General features: G+C 70.0%; 16 protein-coding genes. 10 read left to right on the top strand and 6 right to left on the bottom strand.

Going from position 1 to position 17,017, the window contains the following annotated elements; all coding sequences use genetic code 11:
• Positions 1–23: 23 nt before the first annotated feature.
• Positions 24–485, bottom strand: a complete 462-nt coding sequence (locus tag FHR37_RS15570) for a hypothetical protein (RefSeq protein ID WP_092889210.1) — start codon at positions 483–485, stop codon at positions 24–26.
• A 194-nt stretch (positions 486–679) separates the two neighbouring features.
• On the opposite strand from FHR37_RS15570, the gene FHR37_RS15565 reads away from it, so the two are divergent.
• The 6 genes from FHR37_RS15565 (at position 680) to FHR37_RS15540 (ending at position 7,076) form a co-directional block, all read left to right on the top strand.
• Positions 680–991 carry a hypothetical protein gene (locus FHR37_RS15565; RefSeq protein WP_139239197.1) on the top strand — a complete coding sequence of 104 codons (312 nt, stop codon included), beginning with the start codon at positions 680–682 and terminating at the stop codon, positions 989–991.
• Positions 992–1,006: 15 nt separating this feature from the next.
• Positions 1,007–1,771 carry a hypothetical protein gene (locus FHR37_RS15560; RefSeq protein ID WP_092889215.1) on the top strand — a complete coding sequence of 255 codons (765 nt, stop codon included), beginning with the start codon at positions 1,007–1,009 and terminating at the stop codon, positions 1,769–1,771.
• Between the two features lie 66 nt (positions 1,772–1,837).
• Entirely contained in the window at positions 1,838–2,260 is a 423-nt protein-coding gene (locus FHR37_RS15555) for a YbaB/EbfC family nucleoid-associated protein (RefSeq protein WP_175542799.1), read from the top strand.
• Positions 2,248–2,604 carry a YbaB/EbfC family nucleoid-associated protein gene (locus FHR37_RS15550; RefSeq protein ID WP_175542800.1) on the top strand — a complete coding sequence of 119 codons (357 nt, stop codon included), beginning with the start codon at positions 2,248–2,250 and terminating at the stop codon, positions 2,602–2,604. Before FHR37_RS15555 ends, FHR37_RS15550 begins: the two co-directional genes overlap by 13 nt.
• A 95-nt stretch (positions 2,605–2,699) precedes the next feature.
• Entirely contained in the window at positions 2,700–5,924 is a 3,225-nt protein-coding gene (locus FHR37_RS33145) for a discoidin domain-containing protein (RefSeq protein ID WP_092889224.1), read from the top strand.
• A 105-nt stretch (positions 5,925–6,029) separates the two neighbouring features.
• Complete coding sequence (locus FHR37_RS15540; protein ID WP_092889227.1) at positions 6,030–7,076, top strand: mechanosensitive ion channel family protein; 1,047 nt, start codon at positions 6,030–6,032, stop codon at positions 7,074–7,076.
• 52 nt (positions 7,077–7,128) lie between these two features.
• Here the strand turns inward: FHR37_RS15540 and FHR37_RS15535 are convergent, their stop codons facing one another.
• Complete coding sequence (locus FHR37_RS15535; RefSeq protein ID WP_139239199.1) at positions 7,129–7,833, bottom strand: GAF and ANTAR domain-containing protein; 705 nt, start codon at positions 7,831–7,833, stop codon at positions 7,129–7,131.
• 355 nt (positions 7,834–8,188) lie between these two features.
• Between FHR37_RS15535 and FHR37_RS15530 the strand changes: the two genes are divergently transcribed.
• The 4 genes from FHR37_RS15530 (at position 8,189) to FHR37_RS15515 (ending at position 10,897) form a co-directional block, all read left to right on the top strand.
• Positions 8,189–8,506 (top strand): STAS domain-containing protein, encoded by a 318-nt coding sequence (locus FHR37_RS15530; protein ID WP_139239200.1) that lies wholly within the window; start codon positions 8,189–8,191, stop codon positions 8,504–8,506.
• A gap of 107 nt (positions 8,507–8,613) precedes the next feature.
• Positions 8,614–8,949, top strand: a complete 336-nt coding sequence (locus FHR37_RS15525; RefSeq protein ID WP_237769092.1) for a WhiB family transcriptional regulator — start codon at positions 8,614–8,616, stop codon at positions 8,947–8,949.
• Between the two features lie 203 nt (positions 8,950–9,152).
• A complete protein-coding gene (gene hpnC / locus FHR37_RS15520; RefSeq protein ID WP_092889239.1) occupies positions 9,153–10,001 on the top strand; it encodes a squalene synthase HpnC in 849 nt (282 codons plus the stop codon).
• Between the two features lie 11 nt (positions 10,002–10,012).
• Entirely contained in the window at positions 10,013–10,897 is an 885-nt protein-coding gene (locus FHR37_RS15515; protein WP_202818380.1) for a squalene/phytoene synthase family protein, read from the top strand.
• 7 nt (positions 10,898–10,904) lie between these two features.
• Here the strand turns inward: FHR37_RS15515 and FHR37_RS15510 are convergent, their stop codons facing one another.
• The 4 genes from FHR37_RS15510 to FHR37_RS15495 all read right to left on the bottom strand — a co-directional run bounded on the left by FHR37_RS15510 (position 10,905) and on the right by FHR37_RS15495 (position 16,979).
• A complete protein-coding gene (locus FHR37_RS15510; protein ID WP_092889245.1) occupies positions 10,905–11,831 on the bottom strand; it encodes a DMT family transporter in 927 nt (308 codons plus the stop codon).
• On the bottom strand, positions 11,831–14,437 hold the full coding sequence (locus FHR37_RS15505) for a wax ester/triacylglycerol synthase domain-containing protein (RefSeq protein ID WP_175542801.1): 2,607 nt from the start codon (positions 14,435–14,437) through the stop codon (positions 11,831–11,833). Before FHR37_RS15505 ends, FHR37_RS15510 begins: the two co-directional genes overlap by 1 nt.
• Positions 14,438–14,813: 376 nt before the next feature.
• Entirely contained in the window at positions 14,814–16,025 is a 1,212-nt protein-coding gene (locus FHR37_RS15500) for an MFS transporter (protein ID WP_269086107.1), read from the bottom strand.
• Complete coding sequence (locus FHR37_RS15495) at positions 16,026–16,979, bottom strand: sigma-70 family RNA polymerase sigma factor (protein WP_237769095.1); 954 nt, start codon at positions 16,977–16,979, stop codon at positions 16,026–16,028.
• Positions 16,980–17,017: the final 38 nt, after the last annotated feature.

Below are 17,017 nucleotides of genomic sequence, written 5' to 3'. Positions count from 1 at the left end.
TGGCCCACCGGCGTACGTGACCCTCAGGGCCTCGGACGTTTGTCCGGTGCGAACGTCTCGAACGCCGCGACCACCTCGGCGGTGGAGCCGTCGGTGAGTGCCGGCTCGCACACCTGCCAGCAGGAGAGGTCACGACGCCAGAGAACACCACGGGGTTCGGCCATGGGCTCCGCCACCGAAGGTGCCGGCCACGCCATGACGACATCCCGGCCGTACCTCGGTGAGGTGGCGGAGGTGTTGCCGACATCCCAGCGGTCGATGTCGTTCCAGGGCAGGTGAATTCGATGGCCGCGATACTGCAGGTCGATGCCGGCGGGCGACAGCTTCAGGTGGTACGGGTCCCGCCAGATCCGGTGGACGTGGATCCCGACCGCCATCGCGGCGAGCCCGCAGACGCCGAGTATGACGGCCGGCGCCAACGGCCCGCCGAGCACGCGCAGGATGACAGCGGCGCAGAAGCCGACCGAGCCGACGGCGACGGTCACGACCGACCGTGAGCGTATCCCCGGGCGGAGCCCGAAGGCAGTCCGAACGTTCCCCTCGCGCATGCCTCACGTTATATCGCACGTGAGGGGCCGAGCTTGTCCACCGGACCGGCAGCTGTGTCTGTCGAAACGCGACCAAAATGTGAGAGGCTGCTCACCGATTCGGCGAGTGCAGGACATCACGGGAGGTGCACGTGGCCGACGTATCGAACAACACGAAGAAGTTGCAGGAGCTGGCCAAGGCTCTCGGGGACACCGACTTCGATCACGAGGTCAACCCCAGGATCAAAGCGTTGAAGATCGAAGATATCGCGTTTCCGCTCTTCTCCGGTCTCGGCGACAGCTACGAGCAGACCAGGCAGTCCGCCGAGGACGCGGCGAAGGCGCTGGGTGAGGTGCTCAAGGCTCTCGGGGGCACCGTCAAGTCCGTCGCCGACTACTACCAGCGGATGGAAGAGCAGCACGGGAAGGACTTCGACACCGCTGACACCAAGTTGAGACACTGACGGGGGAAGTGTTCAATGTCCGAAGGCACATACGGCACCGGAGACGTTCTTTCGAACCTCGGGCTCGCAGTTGCCGTCGTCGGATCCGGCACCGCTCTGGCGATGGTGTCGGAACAGTCCGGTGCGGGCCCGCTCGTCATCATCCTGGCTTCGGGTGTGTTCGCCCTGAACCTCAAGCTGCCGTTCCCGTTCGACGAGGCGACCGAGAAGTGGAACGCCCTGGAGACCTACTTCATCGATCTCAAGGGTGACCTCGACGACCTGGTCAACGAGAAGTTCAACAAGAGTCTCGGCGGCGTGGACGTCATGTGGGAAGGCCCCGCCGCGGACGCGTTCGTCAACTACTTCAAGTCGAAGATCCTGACGACCGTCGACGCAATGAAGAACTTCGCCGACACCGCCGGCCAGGTCACCTCCGCCGTGAGCCAGGCACTGGGCCCCGCGGTCATCTCCTACTTCGCCGCCACTGCCGCGGCGATCATCGGCTGTATCGCCGCGAAGGCCGCCGAGGCCATCCCGTACGCGGGAATGGCCATCGCCGTCGGCCTTCGGTGGGCCGTCATCGGCATCTGGGCGGGTTACCTCGTGGACATGGTCAAGGACATGCTGTCCACGATGTCCCAGCTCGCCGCGCAGAAGGGCACGCTCACCAACGCCTACCAGGAGCTCGTCGCCGCTCTCGGGACGGAGAAGAAGAAGCTGGACACCGGCTCGCTGGAAGCCAAGCGCCGCGAGCTCGACTCCGTCATAAAGGACCCCTCGGGTTGGAACAAGCCGTGATGTCCACGTGTGCGAATCCAGCCGACCACGAGGGTGACATCGCCCGCCGGCGAAGGGATGCCAGACGTGTCCGAGCATGAGGCGCACGCGTCCGCCGCGGCGCAGCTGGGGATCGCGATGACCGGAGATCTTCGCCGCGACCTGGAAGCGGTTCAGGCCCGGGTCGACCAGGTCCTCGCAGCGGTCGGCCGGGCTCAGGAGCAGACGTTCGAGGCGACCGACGAGTCGGGGACCGTCTCGGCCGGTGTTTCCGGAAGCGGTGAGCTCGTCGGCGTCGAGATCACTCCGCAGGCGATGAGGGACCTCGACGCCACCGAGCTCGCCGCCGCCTGCAGGGAGGCGATCCAGAACGCCCGCCTGGGCATGGCCGCGGGCATGATGTCGGCGTTGAAGGAGACGGCGGGCTTCGACCTGGAGGAAGCGCCGGACCCGGCCGACCCTCGCGAGGCATGGCGACAGGCGACGAAGGAGTCCGGATGGACGAGCTGAACCTCGAAGCGGTCATGAACGAGCTCGGCCGGTCGATCACCGAGGCGACCGAGCAACTCGAGGAGCACCGCTCCAGGTCCTTCGAGGGGACGGCCGCCGACGGCCTGGTGAAGGCGGTGGTGACGAACGGCCAACTCGAGCTCGACATCCACCTGCTCGCCAAACGACGGCTCGACCGGGAGGATCTGGCGGCCGCCGTCGTGCAGGCGGTGCAGGACGCCGACCGTCAGGCGCGACAGTTCACCGTCACGACGTCCTTGCAGGGACGGGCCGAGACGGTGACCGGCGGCAGCTCCTTCGACTCGATGTTCCGGGACGTCATGGAACGCTTCTCCCGGCCCTGAGCGACACAGGCGAACGCTTCCGACGAAGGGGCACTGACGTGTCTGGTGAAGAGCATGGCCGAGTGTGCCGGCTTGCGAGGGCGGTCCTGGCAGGCGTGTGCGCGCTCGTCGTCGCGGCGTCGACCGCGAGCGTCGCGGCTGCCGACCGGACGGACCGAGCCGAGAAGGTGGCGTCCGTCGACGGGCACCCGGTGAGCCGTGACGAACTGCTCTTCCACATGCGCCGGCTCGCTCCGGCAGTGCAGAACGAGCTGCACCACAAGTACCACCTGAAGGGCACGGTCGACTGGGATGCGCGGGTGGGAGACCGATCTGCCCTCGAGCGGCTCACTTCCCGTGCGCTGGAAGAGATCCGGCGCGAGAGGGCGACCATTCTCCTCGCGGACAGGTACGGACTCGACGTACCGGTCGGCTACCAGGCTTTCCAGGCCGAGCTCGCGGCCGAGAACCACCGGCGGGCCGAAGCCGCCGCGACGGGCCGGCCCGTCCACGGCCCGCGGAGGTTCACAGCGGAGGAGTACTACTCGCACCGGCTCACCGAGGTCAGGACCGCGCTGAAGAAGCGTCTGGCCGCGAAGCCCGGCGGCCCGCTCGGGGTGAGTGACGCCGACGTACGGCATGCCTACGATGCCGACCGCAGGGCCTGGAGCGCCAACGCGACCACCTACCGCTACACCCGGCTGGTGGTCGCGGTGCCGAAGGGCGCGTCGGCGGAGGCCACGGCCCGCCTGAAGCGCGAGGTGACCACCTCCGGCCACCTCGCCGACTCCGCCGGGAAGCTGCGCGGCGCCGAGCTCACCACCGGCACGTTCCACGGGCGTTCGGCCGGGCCGAGCGCGCACGACCAGGAACTCGCCGGGGTGCTGGGACGGCTCGCGCCGGGCCGGATCTCCGCGCCGGTCACCGGTGCGAACCAGCTCACGTTCTACGAGCTCCGCAGCCGGACCGTCGACGAGAAGGCCGCGCTGAAGGCGTACTCCCCGCGCATCCGGCAGTCCCTGGTGGACCGGAAGTTCGCGGCGCTCCTCCGGCAACAGGAGAAGAACACGAAGGTCGAGGCCGACAACACCGCGATCGCCGCCGTCGACAAGCCGGCCTTGACAGCCGCCGCGGACCGGGCGGACACCTCCGGCGGCCAGAGGAACTGGCCCGGCAACTCACCGAACAGAACTGGCGGGACTGACTACTTCCTCGATGCCACGCATGGTTCGGACACCGCCACCGGAACCTCGCCGACGACGGCGTGGCGCAGTCTGGCCACGGCGAACGCGAAAACCTTCCGGCCCGGTGACCGCATCCTGCTCAGGGCGGGCGAGCAGTGGAACGACGAACAGCTGTGGCCCAAGGGATCCGGCAGCACAGGTAAGCCGATCACCATCTCGGCGTACGGCGATCCGGAGGCCGGCAGGCCCTACATCGCCACGAACGGGAACGTTCCCAGCCCGCTGCGGGCCGATGGTACGAAGAACCCCCAGACGGTCGGCCTGACCGGCGCCATCGTGCTGCGCAACCAGCAGTACTACGAGATCAACAACGTCGAGCTCTCCAACGACGACGACTTCGCCACCGACATCACCGAAGGCGCCTACGTCCGCGACGGCATCATGGTGTCGATCAACGCCGACCTGCTTCCGGCCGGCGCGGACAGCATCATGGACCACTTCCGGATCTCCGACGTGTACGTCCACAACCTCGACGGGCCGAGCTACTGGCAGCGCATCCACTACGGCGCCGTCAACTTCCAGGTGTTCGGCGCCCGCAGCTACAAGGACTACGCTCCCGGCGGCTACCACTTCAAGGACGTCCGGATCGAGAACAACACGTTCGAGAACGTCGAGCTGCACGCCATCCAGTTCGCGTTCAACTGGTTCGCCGCCGACGGAGCCGACGCGGGGCAGTACGACGAGAACGGGAAGTTCCACGAGGGCTGGGAACAGCTCTGGGTGCGCACCCGTGACCTCTACAGCCGAGACGTCTACATCGGCCACAACTACGCCGAGAGCATCGGCCAGGGCGCGATCCAGCTCGCCAACACCAAGAACATGACGGTCGAGTACAACGAGGTGAACGGTTTCCTGGAGCGCTACGGCTCGGTGTCGGTGGCGCTCTACCTGTGGGCCGGCGCGGATTCGGTCATGCAGTACAACGAGGTCTACGGCGGCCCCCACAACGAGTTCGACGGCACACCGTGGGACCTCGAGTACACGAACTTCAACGTCACCTACCAGTTCAACTACTCACACGACAACCCCGCGGGCTGGATGTCGTACATGGGCAACAGCTCGAACTCGGTCGCGCGGTACAACCTGAGCGTGAACGACAACGGCGTGCTGGTGAAGAACATGCTGTCGACGAACTACTCGCCGACCTACTTCGCCAACAACACCTTCGTCTACGACGGCGCCGACCTCGACTACTTCCACGACGAGACGTTCCTGAGCACGGTCTACTTCCTGAACAACGTCTTCTACAACTCCTCGAAGTCCACACAGACGCCGTGGTACCGCCGCACCGGCGCCCTGCGGCACGCGGTGTTCTCCCACAACGACTACTACGAGGCGAGCGGCACCCATTCGGCCCAGGAGCCGGCCGACCCGAGCGGGCTGCGGGCCGACCCGATGTTCGTCGGCCGCCCGGACGACTACGTCACCGGTGCGGGCGTGGAGCGGATCCGCCAGGCGGCGGCGCACTTCCGGCTGCGGTCGGGCTCGCCACTGGTCGACGCCGGCCGCTACAACCCCCACCTGGGTACGCAGGACTTCCTCGGCACCCACGTCTACTACGGCGACGCACCGGACATCGGCATCGCCGAGAGCCGGGTGGGGGAGAGGGTCGACAACCCGGTCGACCACGACCCGATCGAGGACGAGCCCGGCGACGGCCGGACCAACCTGGCGCTGGGCAGGCCGGTCGAGGCGAGCTCCACCCATCCCGGCGGGAACGGGACGCTGGTCGCCGCGAACCTCACCGACGGCGACGACACGACCCGCTGGGCCGCCGCCGACGACGCGGCGTACCCGATCACCCTCGACATCGACCTCGGTGCGGACACCACCTTCGACGAGGTCTACCTGGACGAGTACACCGACGCGGGCACCAACCCGCGGGTGCGGACGTACGAACTGCAGCGGTGGGACGCCGGCGCCGGCACCTGGGTGACGTTCGCGAGTCGTGACGACGGCATCGGCCACGACCGCACCGTGAGCGGCTTCGGCAGCGTCACCACCTCCCGGCTCCGGGTGGCGCTCACGGGCCGGATCTCCACCGAGGTCTACACGCCGACGATGACCGAAATCGCGGTCTACCGAACGGGCGGGTAGCCGGTTCGGACCGGTCCACATGCCCACCGGGCTCGACGGCTGATGGTGATCTCCTAAGGTGGGATGCCGAACGCAACGAGTCGACCCCGAGGTTTTCACCTGACCATGGACATTGCAACGGCACCGTACGTTCTGACAAGCCTGACCAACCTGACCGGCCAGGCCGGCCTCGTGCAGGACTGGCTGCACGACAACATGGCCGCGCTGGTGGGTGTCCCGCTGCGGATCCTGCTCATCATCGTGGTGGCGGCGCTGTTGCGCACCGTCGCCAAACGTGCCATCACCAGGGTGGTCGAGCGGTTCATCGAGTCGCCGGAGGAGGAGTCGGCACCGGAGGACGAGGGAGGGCGCTCGCGCGGCTCCGGAGTGTTGTGGCGGGACCGCTCCCGGGCCTCCGAACGCCGCCGCCAACGGGCCCAGACCATCGGGTCCGTACTCGCCAACATCGCCGCCATCGTGATCGTGGTGACCGCGATGGCGATGGTCCTCGACCAGCTCGGCATCGCGCTCGGCCCGCTGCTCGCCAGTGCCGGTGTCGTCGGGCTGGCCATCGGGTTCGGCGCGCAGAGCCTGGTGGCCGACTACCTGTCCGGCATGCTGATCATGGTCGAGGACCAGTACGGCGTCGGTGACGTGGTCGACCTCGGCGAGGCGGTCGGTGACGTCGAGGAGGTCGGGCTGCGGCTGACCCGGGTCCGCGACCTGCACGGTGGGCTGTGGCACGTACGCAACGGCGAGATCCTGCGGGTGAAGAACGACAGCCAGGGCTGGGCCCGCGCGGTGCTCGACGTCTCGGTCGCCCGGGACGCCGACATCGACGAGGTACGCCGGATCCTGGAGGAGACCGGCAGAAGGATGCGTGCGGAGCCCGCGTACCACCGGATCCTGCTGGAGGACCCCTCGGTGTGGGGCGTGCAGTCCGTCGGGGCCGACGGCGTCGACGTACGCGTGGCGGTCAAGACGGTCCCGCTGCAGCAGTGGGCCGTCTCGCGCGAGTTCCGCGAGCGGATCAAGAAGGCGCTGGACGCCGCCGGCATCGACATCCCGTTCCCCCAGCGCACCATCTGGATCCGCAACGAGGACGGCACCGGCAGCCTCGACCTCGGCCACGACGCCGGCACACCGGCAAGGACAGGCTCCCGCAGCGGCTGAGGCCGCGGCCGAGGCAGCGGCTGAGGCAGCGGTCGACCTCGGCCACCATGAATCACTCGGACGGTGTCTCGCCGGTGTAGATGACCTCACGTGCGACGTCGCGCAACTTGACGTTGCGCTGCTGGGACGCCTGCCGGAGCAGGGTGAAGGCCGCGTCGCTGGTGACGTGGTGCCGCTCCATCAGGATGCCCAGCGCCTCCCCGATCGTCGCCCGGGTCTCCAGCGCCTCGCGGAGGTGGTCGGCCTGGCGGGTCGCGGCGATGGCGACGCCCGCGTGGGACGCGAAGATCCGGCCGATCACTTCCGAACGGTCGGTGAACGCGTTGGCCCGGTCGGCGTACAGGTTGAGTGCGCCGAAGGTGTCGTCGCGGGCGAACAGCCGGAAGGACAACATGGCGCTGACGCCGAGACGCAGGGCCTCGGGGCCGAACCTCGGCCACCGCTCGTCGGTGGCGAGGTCGTTGGCCAGCTGGACCTCTCCTCCGCGCACGGACGCGACACAGGGGCCCTCGTCCAGGCGGTACTGCGCCTCGTCCACCGCGTAGATGTAGTCGGCGGTCGCGACCGGGGTGTCGATCCGGCCGCGTGCGTGCCGCATCGTGATGCCGGCGGCCGTCGCCCCGGGAACGGAGTCGACGGCGGCCTTGACGACGAGAGCGAGAGTCGACTCCTCGGAGTCTTCCGCCCAGAGGTTCTGGGCAAGCTCTGCGAAGGTCCGGGCCAGGCGCTCGCCGTCGGAGGACTGGATCAATCTCATCGCCGCCTTCGGGTCCGGGTGCGCCCGCCTCGTCAGGCGCACGCAAAGGTGTCGACCACGGGATTATCGGGTGTGCCCTCCTGCGGGGACAGAGGTGGGTCCTCTTCCTGCCACCTCTCGTCACGCTCGGCGGCCGGACGAACTTCGATGATCTTTTTTGTTTCGTCCTACGGTTGGGGCCGGCCCACCCGGGTAGGCCGACGATGGTTGGACAGCTAGCCGCACCTTGGCCGCAATCTCGATTCAGGTGAGGCTAGCTGTGACCGGTCATCTCATCCCCCTTCCCCGCGCCGATTCCGTCGGCCGTTCCTCCCGTCGTCCCACGTCCGGCCCACTGGTGGCGGGTCCCCAGCCGGTGAGTACGTCGGCACTGGACGTCACCTGGGACGCGGACAGCCACGGCCACACCGTGGTGAGCGTCACCGGCGACGTCACCGTCGGCAACGCCCGGCAGTTCAAGCGCCAGTTGCAGTGGCTGCTGCTGGCGCAGCCGCCGGTGCTGCTGCTGAGACTCAACAACGCCCGCTTCGTCGGCCAGTTCGGCGTCGAGTGCCTGGCCGCGGCCCAACGGTGTGCGGGCCGGCTGGGTGTCGACATGCGGGTGGCCGCCCCCGCGAGCGGTGCTGGCCGAGTGCTCCACCTGACCGATCCCGCCGATCCGCTGCTGTCCTGAACCGGCCTCGACGGCCGCGGTCGGGATCCGTACCGGTTCCCTGATCGGGCAGCCGACCTGGCCCCCGTCGACTGCCCGTACATCCTGCGGGCGAGGAGAAAGAGAACATGCCCAAGCGAGGAACAGCCATGCCGGGCGGCCGCAGCAACTCCGCGCGTCCGGCGAAGGCCTGGACGCGGTGGCACGACCAGGCTGCCTGTGCGGATCTGTCGAGCCGTCTGTTCTACGGCCACGAGTCCGAGAGCCCGGCCGAACGCGCGGTCAGGGAGCAGACGGCGCTGGAGGTGTGCGAGACGTGCCCGGTCCGGGACCAGTGCCGGACGCACGCCATGAACCTTCCGGAGATGTACGGGGTGTGGGGCGGCACCACCGAGGCGCACCGCAAGGGGGCCAGGCGCTGGTCGCGGGACCAGCGGTTCGACGAAGCCCGGTGCGCCTCCTGACAAGCATGGTGAACCGGTCCCGGAACGTGTCCGTGTGGGCGCGTTCGGTAATTCTCCCTGCTCGAAGGCGGTTATGTAGTCCGGCCGCCTGGGTAACGATCCTTTAGCCAAGATCAACCCTGGGACGTCGTGACCTCGTCCGTTCTCGTCGGTCCTCGTCGTTCGCCGTCCGGGTGGTCGCACCGGCTCGACGAAGGATCGATGTGCCCACTCCAGAGGCGTCCGTGCTGGACAAGGCGGCGGGTGAGAACTTCCCCGTCGCGCTGCGGGTGCTTCCGGTCCGGGTCCGGCGGCAGCTGAACGCGCTCTACTGCTACGCCCGGTACGTCGACGACCTCGGGGACGAGGCGCCCGGCGACCGGACGGTGGCGCTGCTGGAGGTCGCGGCACAGGTACGCCGGTTGTACGACGATGCCGACGGTGCCGATGGTGCATCCGTCACCGACCCGGTGGTCGCCGGGCTGTGGCCCATGGTCGCCGAGCTCGGCGTACCCGCCGATCCGTTCCTGCGGCTGGTGGAAGCCAACCTCGTGGACCAGCAGGTGACGCGGTACACCTTCACGGAGTTGCTGGACTACTGCCGGCTGTCGGCGAACCCGGTGGGCGAGGTCGTACTCCACATCTTCGGTGCCGCGACGCCGGAACGGATCGAGATGTCGGACCACCTGTGCACCGGGCTCCAGCTGGTGGAGCACTGGCAGGACGTCGCCGAGGACCGCCGGCGTGGACGGGTCTACCTCCCGCAGGAGGACCTGCGGCTGTTCGGTGTCCGCGAGCAGGACCTGGACGCGCCCCGGGCGAGTGAGGCGGTCCGGGCGTTGCTGGCGTTCGAGACCGGGCGCGCGCTGGCCTGCCTGGAGGCGGGCGCGCTGCTGTTGCCGAGCCTGCGCGGCTGGGCCCGGCTCGCGGTGTCCGGCTACCTCGCCGGTGGCCGGGCCGCGGCGGCCGCGATCGCCCGGGCCGGATACGACACGTTGTCCGCGACACCGCGGGCCGGCCGCCGGCAGGTGGCGGCGGCCTGGCTGCGGGCGAGCGTACGGAGCCCCGGATGACGGAGCCCCGGATGACTGAGCCCCGGATGAGCGACGTCGCGAACGCCTACGACGTCTGCGAGCAGATCACCCGCCACGAGGCCCGGAACTTCTCGTACGGCATCAGGCTGCTTCCGCCGCCGAAGCGGCGGGCGCTCAGCGCGGTGTACGCCACGGCCCGGCGAATCGACGACATCGGCGACGGCGACCTGCCCGCCGAGGAGAAGCTGCTGCGCCTCACCGAGGTCCGCAAGGCCCTCGCGAACCTCGGCGGGGACGAGCCGGCCCGGTCGGATCCGGTGCTGCTGGCCCTCGCCGACGCCGCGGCCCGCTTCCCGATTCCGCTGGACGCCTTCGACGAGCTCGTGGCCGGCTGCGAGGAGGACAGCCGCGGCACGCGGTACGCCACGTTCGACGACCTCCTCGGCTACTGCCGCTGCGTCGCGGGCTCGGTCGGCCGGCTGTCGACCGGCGTCTACGCACCGGCCGACCTCGCCCACGCCATGCCGCTCGCCGACACGCTGGGCATCGCGCTGCAGATCACCAACGTCCTGCGGGACCTGCGCGAGGACCGGCAGCTCGGCCGGGTCTATCTTCCCCAGGAGGATCTGCGGCGCTTCGGCTGTTCGCTGGAGCTTGACCCGTCCGGCCGGCTGGCCGATCCGCCGGACCGCCTCGCGGCCCTGGTGCGCTTCGAGGCTGACCGGGCCGAGACGTGGTACCACCAGGGGTTGGCGCTGCTGCCGCTGCTGGACCGGCGGGCGGCGGCGTGCACCGCCGCGATGGCCGGCATCTACCGCCGCCTGCTCCGCCGGATGGCACACGATCCCGAGACCGTCCGCGCGGCCCGGCTGTCGCTGGACCCGCGGGAGAAGGTCGCAGTCGCCGTGCGCGCGCTCGTCCTAAGGTCCGCATGACGTGTCGTCAGCAGCCCTGAGAGGCCACTCCGGCGGGGGCGGGTTCGGCACGGAACTCCGGCGCGACCTGCTGGGAACGCCGGGCGAGCAGGAGCACACCGCCGGCGACCAGCAGGATCATCGTCGCCTGCAGCGTGGTGACCAGCGGCCCACCGGCGATGTCCTCACCGAGCCAGGTGGCGCCGAAGGCGACCGCCACGATCGGGTCCCCGACGGTGATGACCGCCGACGCCAGCGCGCCGATCAGCCCACTCTGGAAGGCGTTCTGGTTCAGCAGGAAGCCGGCCACGCCGATGAGGGCGACCCCGTACAACTGCCACCGCGACAGAACCAGACCCGGCTGGGAGAGGTCGGCGGTGGAGGAGAGTTCGCGGACCAGGCCGGCGGTGACGCCGTAACAGATCGCGGTGGCGATCGCCAACGGCATCGCCCGCTGGTCGCTGCGTACGACCGTGGCCGCCACCAGGCAGGCCGCGACGAGGCCGACCAGCACGATGCCGAGCGGGACGACGGCGGAGTTGCCCATCGGCTCGGCCGGCTTGCCTGCGGACGCCTCGCTGGGTGATGCCAGCAGCAGGAAGCCGGTGAGGCCCACGATCGCCACCAGCGCGCCCAGCATCAGCCGGGCGTCCGGCCGCTGCCGGCGCATCGCGTAGGCGAACGCGATGTAGAACAACGTGCCGGTGACCAGCAGCGGCTGGACCAGCGCGAGCGGCGCGAAGCGCAGGGCGACCACCTGCAGCGCGAAGCCGCCGATCGCGAAGACCACGCCGGCACGGAACGCCCGGAGCCGGATGAGGTCGAGCAGCAGCCGGGGGCGCAGCGCGCCGCGTTGTGGTGCCTGGTGTGCCGAGTGGTGCTGGAGCACGCCGGCGGCGCCGTAGGCCGCCGCACCCGTCACCGCGCACAGGATGCCGATCAGGGTGCCTAGCATCAGCCGGCAGCTCCCACCGCGACGGAGGGTCCGTGTGGAGTCTCGGTGGCCGCCATGAAGCTGGTGCGCAAGGCGTCCTTGACAACGCCGCGGTCCAGACCCAGGCCGCGGTCGAGGAGTACTCCCACACCGGCCACCGTGCCGGAGCCGACCACCCCGACGGTCAGCGGCACGCCGGAGGTCAGCGGAAGAACCGGGCACACGGCGCGGACGTCCGCGCCGGCGAAGGTCCGCGGCCCCCGCGCGCCGGGCATGTAGGACACGATGGTGTTGAAGAAGTTCCTGTTGTACGTCGCCCGCGCGAAACCGCGGTGCAGCGGCCGGGGGAGTTGCCCGGCCGCCCACATCACCATCGCCGAGGCGGTCACCTCGCCCTGCCGGTCGTGCAGCCGTACGCCGGTGCGTACTCTCGCCGTCCGCTGGGCGAGGTCGAGCGGGCCCGTCGGCAGGTCGACGGCGAGGGCGCCGGTCCAGTTGCCGGAGATGCGGTCGAGCTTCGGTGGCCGCGTCGCCACCGGGAACATCGCCCGCAGCGGGCGGCCGGGGGTCAGCAGCCCTGCCGGGCGGAGAATCCGGTCGAGCGCGTCGGCCACCAGTGCGAGGATCGCCTCGTGCGGCTGGGCGTCGCAGGCGGTGGCGAGGTCGCGGATCCGCTGCCACGGCACCGCGACCGTGACCAGGTCCCGCTCACCGGTCGGCCTTGTCTGGTTGAGGGGGTGGCGTGGGGCGAGCCCACGGCCGGCCAGTCGGCCCACGCCCCGCAGGATCTGTCCCGCGTCGACCCGGGCCGTACGCCGGCGGGCCGCGGGACGGCGTTCGCTCAGCCGGTCACCCGGCACGGGGTCGAGGAGCCGGTCGAGCAGGCCGAGTGCGGAGATGCCGTCACCCTGGGCGTGGTGCAGTTTGACCGCGAAGGTGCTCCGCCCGTCCGCCTGCCCACTCACGAGCAGGCCCCGCCAGGCCGGGGCGCCGGCCGGCATCGTACGGGACCAGAAATCGCTCACGGCCCCGCTCACGTCCTCGTCGTCGGTGCGAGCTTCCACCCGCTGCTCCTCGACGTGGCTCCAGGCGTCGACCGAATCCCTCAACAGCCAGCCCAGCGGGCGGCGCACGAGGACGCGGCGCATCGGCGGCAGTCCACCCGTCCGTGCCTGCATGGTCCGGCGGATCTGCGCGGCGGTGACCGCCCGTCCGCCGGGCAGGGGTGCGAGTTCGAGGACCGCGCCCAGCTCCTGGGCGTACGGGCCGGTCTCGACGTGGGCGAAGAACGCGTCCGCCGGCCGCATCGGCCAGGGGCGCCCGGCAAGGTCGGGTTGACGCCCGGCAAGGTCGGGTTGACGCCCGGCAAGGTCGGGTTGACGCCCGGCAAGGTCGGGTTGACGCCCGGCAAGGGTGGGTTGACGGGGTGCCGCGAGCGCGCGCAGGCCCGACTCGAGGTCGTAGCGCTCCAGGTGCCGCGAGGTCGCGTCGCGGAGCTTCCGCAGCGGGCCGCGGTCCTCGATCAGCGACCGTACGTAGGCCTGGAGCATCGGGAGGTCGGGGCACAGGTCGGTGAGGCCCGCGACCACCATCAGGTTGGCGTTCGCCACGCCGTGCGCGGCGATCGGTGAGGTCGTCACCACCGGCAGCGCACTGGCCATCCCCTCCAGGGCGGTCGCCCCGCCGGCGTTGGTCACCAGCAGGTCCGCCGCCCGCATGAGCGTGGGCATCTGGTCGGTCCAGCCGAGGGGCAGCAGGCGCTCCCGGGGCAGGCCGAGCCGTTCGAGGCGTCCGCGCGTCTGCTCGTTGCGCCCGCAGGCCACCACGACGCAGATCTTGTCCGACGCGCCCAGCAGCGCCGCCACCGTGGCGTCCGCGTCGCCGAAGGAGTAGGCGCCGCATGACAAAAGAACGACGAAGGCGTCCGCCGGGAGATCCATTCGCCGCCTGGCCTCCGACTGGTCGCCGGGGGCGAACGCGCGGACGACCGGCGGCGCGCAGACCTCGACCGCCACCTCCGGTTCCGCGCAGCGGGCCAAGGCCACCGCGGTCTCGTGCACGACGAAGTTGGCGTCGAGTTCGGGGTAGATCCAGAACGGGTGCGGCGCGAAGTCGGAAACCCAGCACCCGGTGCGGACGCCGAGCCCGCGGTGACGGCGCAGCCAGGCCAGCCCGGAACTGCCCAGCGGATAGGTGGAGAGCACCAGGTCCGGCTCGAAGCGGTCGATCTCGGTGCGCAGCCGCCGCCCTGCCCAGGAGCCGGTGAACCGCTTGGACGCCTGGGCGAACCAACGGTGCCGCCACTCGCTGGCGTAGAAGAACTCGTACAGCCACGGGGTGCGCTCGACGTTGGAGACGTAGATGGACCGGAACAACCGGCCGACGCCCGGGCCCATCACGTCCAGCGTGTCGACCCGGTGGCACTCGCTCCCCGGCCACAGCCGCTCGACCGTCTCCTCGAGGGCGCGGGCGGTGGAGTTGTGGCCGCCGCCCATGTCGGCCGAGACGAGCAGCACCCGGTGCGGGCCCTCGCCGACCGGGCCCGCGCCGCTCCGGACGCCGGTTCTGGCATCAGTCCGGGCATCAGTCCGGGCACGACCGTCCGAGCGGGCCGGGGGATGGCTCATTGTGGGTCGATACCCATCAAGGGAGGATCCGCAACACCGTGCCGGCGTCACCGGTGCAGGCATCGCAGCGTCACCGGTGCGGGTACTACGGAGGCCCCGTGACCGATCGATCTGGGTCGTTGCGAATTGTGCACGTCGTCGGGGGTAGGCCAGCGTTGAACAGCCAACCGGCGCCGGTGGGATTCCCGCGAGCCCCCCGGCCGGCGGTTAGTCGCGTCAACCCGGCGTTGCACCTGCCGGGTTGACCGGGGGTAGGGCGAGCGAACGTGCTCGCCGGCGAGGGGTGGGGAGTCCGGAAGCGTGGCTGCCCACCCCTCGTACCTGCGTCAAGCGAACCTTGACGGGCCTGGGCGCGGAGGCTGGGCGTCGCGGCCGGTCAGGCGGCGGCCGACCCCGCGATCGGCCGGCGAACGATGAACCAGTAACACAGTCCGGCCAGGGCGGCCACCACGCCGCCGGTGTAGAAGGCCGGCGACCACGAGTCCGTACGGTCGACGATCAGCCCGGCCACCAGCGGCGAGAACGCGCCGCCGAAGTAGCCGCCGAAGTTCTGGATCGCGCCGACCGAGGCGACCTGGTGCTGGGGTGCCACGTCACCGGGTATCGCCCACGCCGAACCGGTGATGGCCGAGATGAAGCACAGCGCGAGAGTGAGCAGGACCAACGTCGGCGCGAGGCCGTGCGCGCTGGGAACCAGCATCACGGACGCGCCGGCCAGCAGCGCACAGGCGAGGATGAGCATCCGGCGTACCTTCAGCGGTGAGCCGACGCCCCGCGCGATCAGCCGGGTAGTGAGAAATCCGCCACCCACGTCGCCGACCACGCCACCGAGCCACGGGATGCTCGCGTACAGACCGAGCTTGGCCAGGTCGATGCCCTGGGTGCGAACGAGATACAGCGGCAGGAACGCGAGGAAGATGTTCCAGATCCAGATCGTGCAGAAGAAGCCGAGGATCATGCCCCACACGGTCCGCTGGGTGAACAGCCGCGGCCAGGAGACGGCCTCTGCTTCCTGCTCGGCCGGGGCGTCCTGGGCCTCGGCGTCGGCCTGGATGAGGTCGCGTTCCTCCGCGGACAGCCGGCGGCTGCCGTCGGGGTCGCGGTATCCGATCCAGAACGCCACGACGAAGATCAGGCCGAGTACGCCGGTCACCACGAACAGCGCCCGCCATCCCCAGTGCACCATGACCGGGACCAGCAGCAGCGGCGCGAGTGCCGGGCCCCACTTCGACGAGGAGTCCCAGATCCCGGTCGCCGTTCCACGTTCGCGCCTGGGGAACCACCTGGTGGTGATCTTCGCCGACGCGGGGAAACAGGGCGCCTCGCCGACCCCGAGGACGAGCCGCGCCGCCAGGAACTGCGGCAGTCGGTAACAGAGACCGGTCGCGAGGGTCGCGAGGCTCCACAGGGTGACCGCGACGGTGTAGACGCGGCGGCTGCCCAGCCGGTCGATCAGGTGACCGGCCGGGAGTTGCATCACGGCGTACGTCCAGGAGAACACCGACGCCATCAGGCCGATGTCGGCCGCCGACAGGTCCAGCTCCTTCATCATCTGCGGCGTGGCGAGGGAGAAGGGTGCTTCTGCCAGTCATGCGCCACCTTCCATGTCCCCGGGAAGTCCCCGGAGACGGGTCGCTGACCGGTTCCCGGACCGCTGGAGTCCAAACGGGGTGGACGGCGTTGGGTGACGTCCGATTCCGGCGATCGGTGCGGTGTGGCCGACGCCGCCGTTGATGCCGGCTCGCAGGTCGCGCAGGATGCGGTCGATCAGCCGGGACACCTGCATCTGGCTGACCCCGATGACGTCGGCGATCTCCTGCTGGGTGCGTTGTTCGAAGAAGCGCAGCCGTAGGATCTTCTTGTCCCTCGGGTTCAGCCGGGAGACGACAGGACGGAGGACGGTTCTCGCCTCGGCAGCGGCGAGGTCGTCCACGGCGGAGACCAGCCGGTCGCCGAGCGTCGAACCGTCCGAGCCGGGGTCGTGTCCCAGCGGGCGGTCCAGCGAGGCGGGAGTGAAGCAGCCGTACGCGGTGAGGGACTCGACCACCTCGCCGAGGTCGGCACCGAGATGTTCGGCGATCTCTCTCGGGCGAGGTGAGCGCCCGAGCCGGTTGGACAGTTCCTCCTCTGCGGCGCGGATCCGCGGTTGCAGGTCCTGCAGGCGCCGCGGCGGCCGGACCGTCCAGCCGCGGTCGCGGAAGTAGCGCTTCAGGGTGCCGTTGATGCTCGGAACGGCAAAGGCCAGGAAACTCTCGCCGCGACCCACGTCGTAGCTGTGTGCCACCTGCACCAGGGCCGTGCACGCCACCTGTTCGAGGTCGTCGTCGGCGATGCCCCGGCCGCGGAACCTTCTCGCGAGCGTACGTGCGAGGTCGAGATGCATGCAGACGACCTGCTCGAGCACCTGTCTTCGCAGCGCCTGCGAGGCATCCTCGGCCGCGAGCCGGTGGTAAAGACGCGCGGTCTCGGCCGCACGCGGGTCGCCGGCCCGGCCATGACCCGGCTCGTCGGCGGAGCCCGTTCCGGGCTGGCCCATGGGCATCGTCACACGCTAACGGACAGCTGCGTACTCGCAACTGT

The organism is Actinopolymorpha cephalotaxi (assembly GCF_013408535.1).
GTDB classification, from domain to species: Bacteria; Actinomycetota; Actinomycetes; order Propionibacteriales; family Actinopolymorphaceae; genus Actinopolymorpha; species Actinopolymorpha cephalotaxi.
The sequence above is the reverse complement of the archived record's forward strand: the minus strand, read 5'-3'. Positions and strand labels throughout refer to the sequence as shown.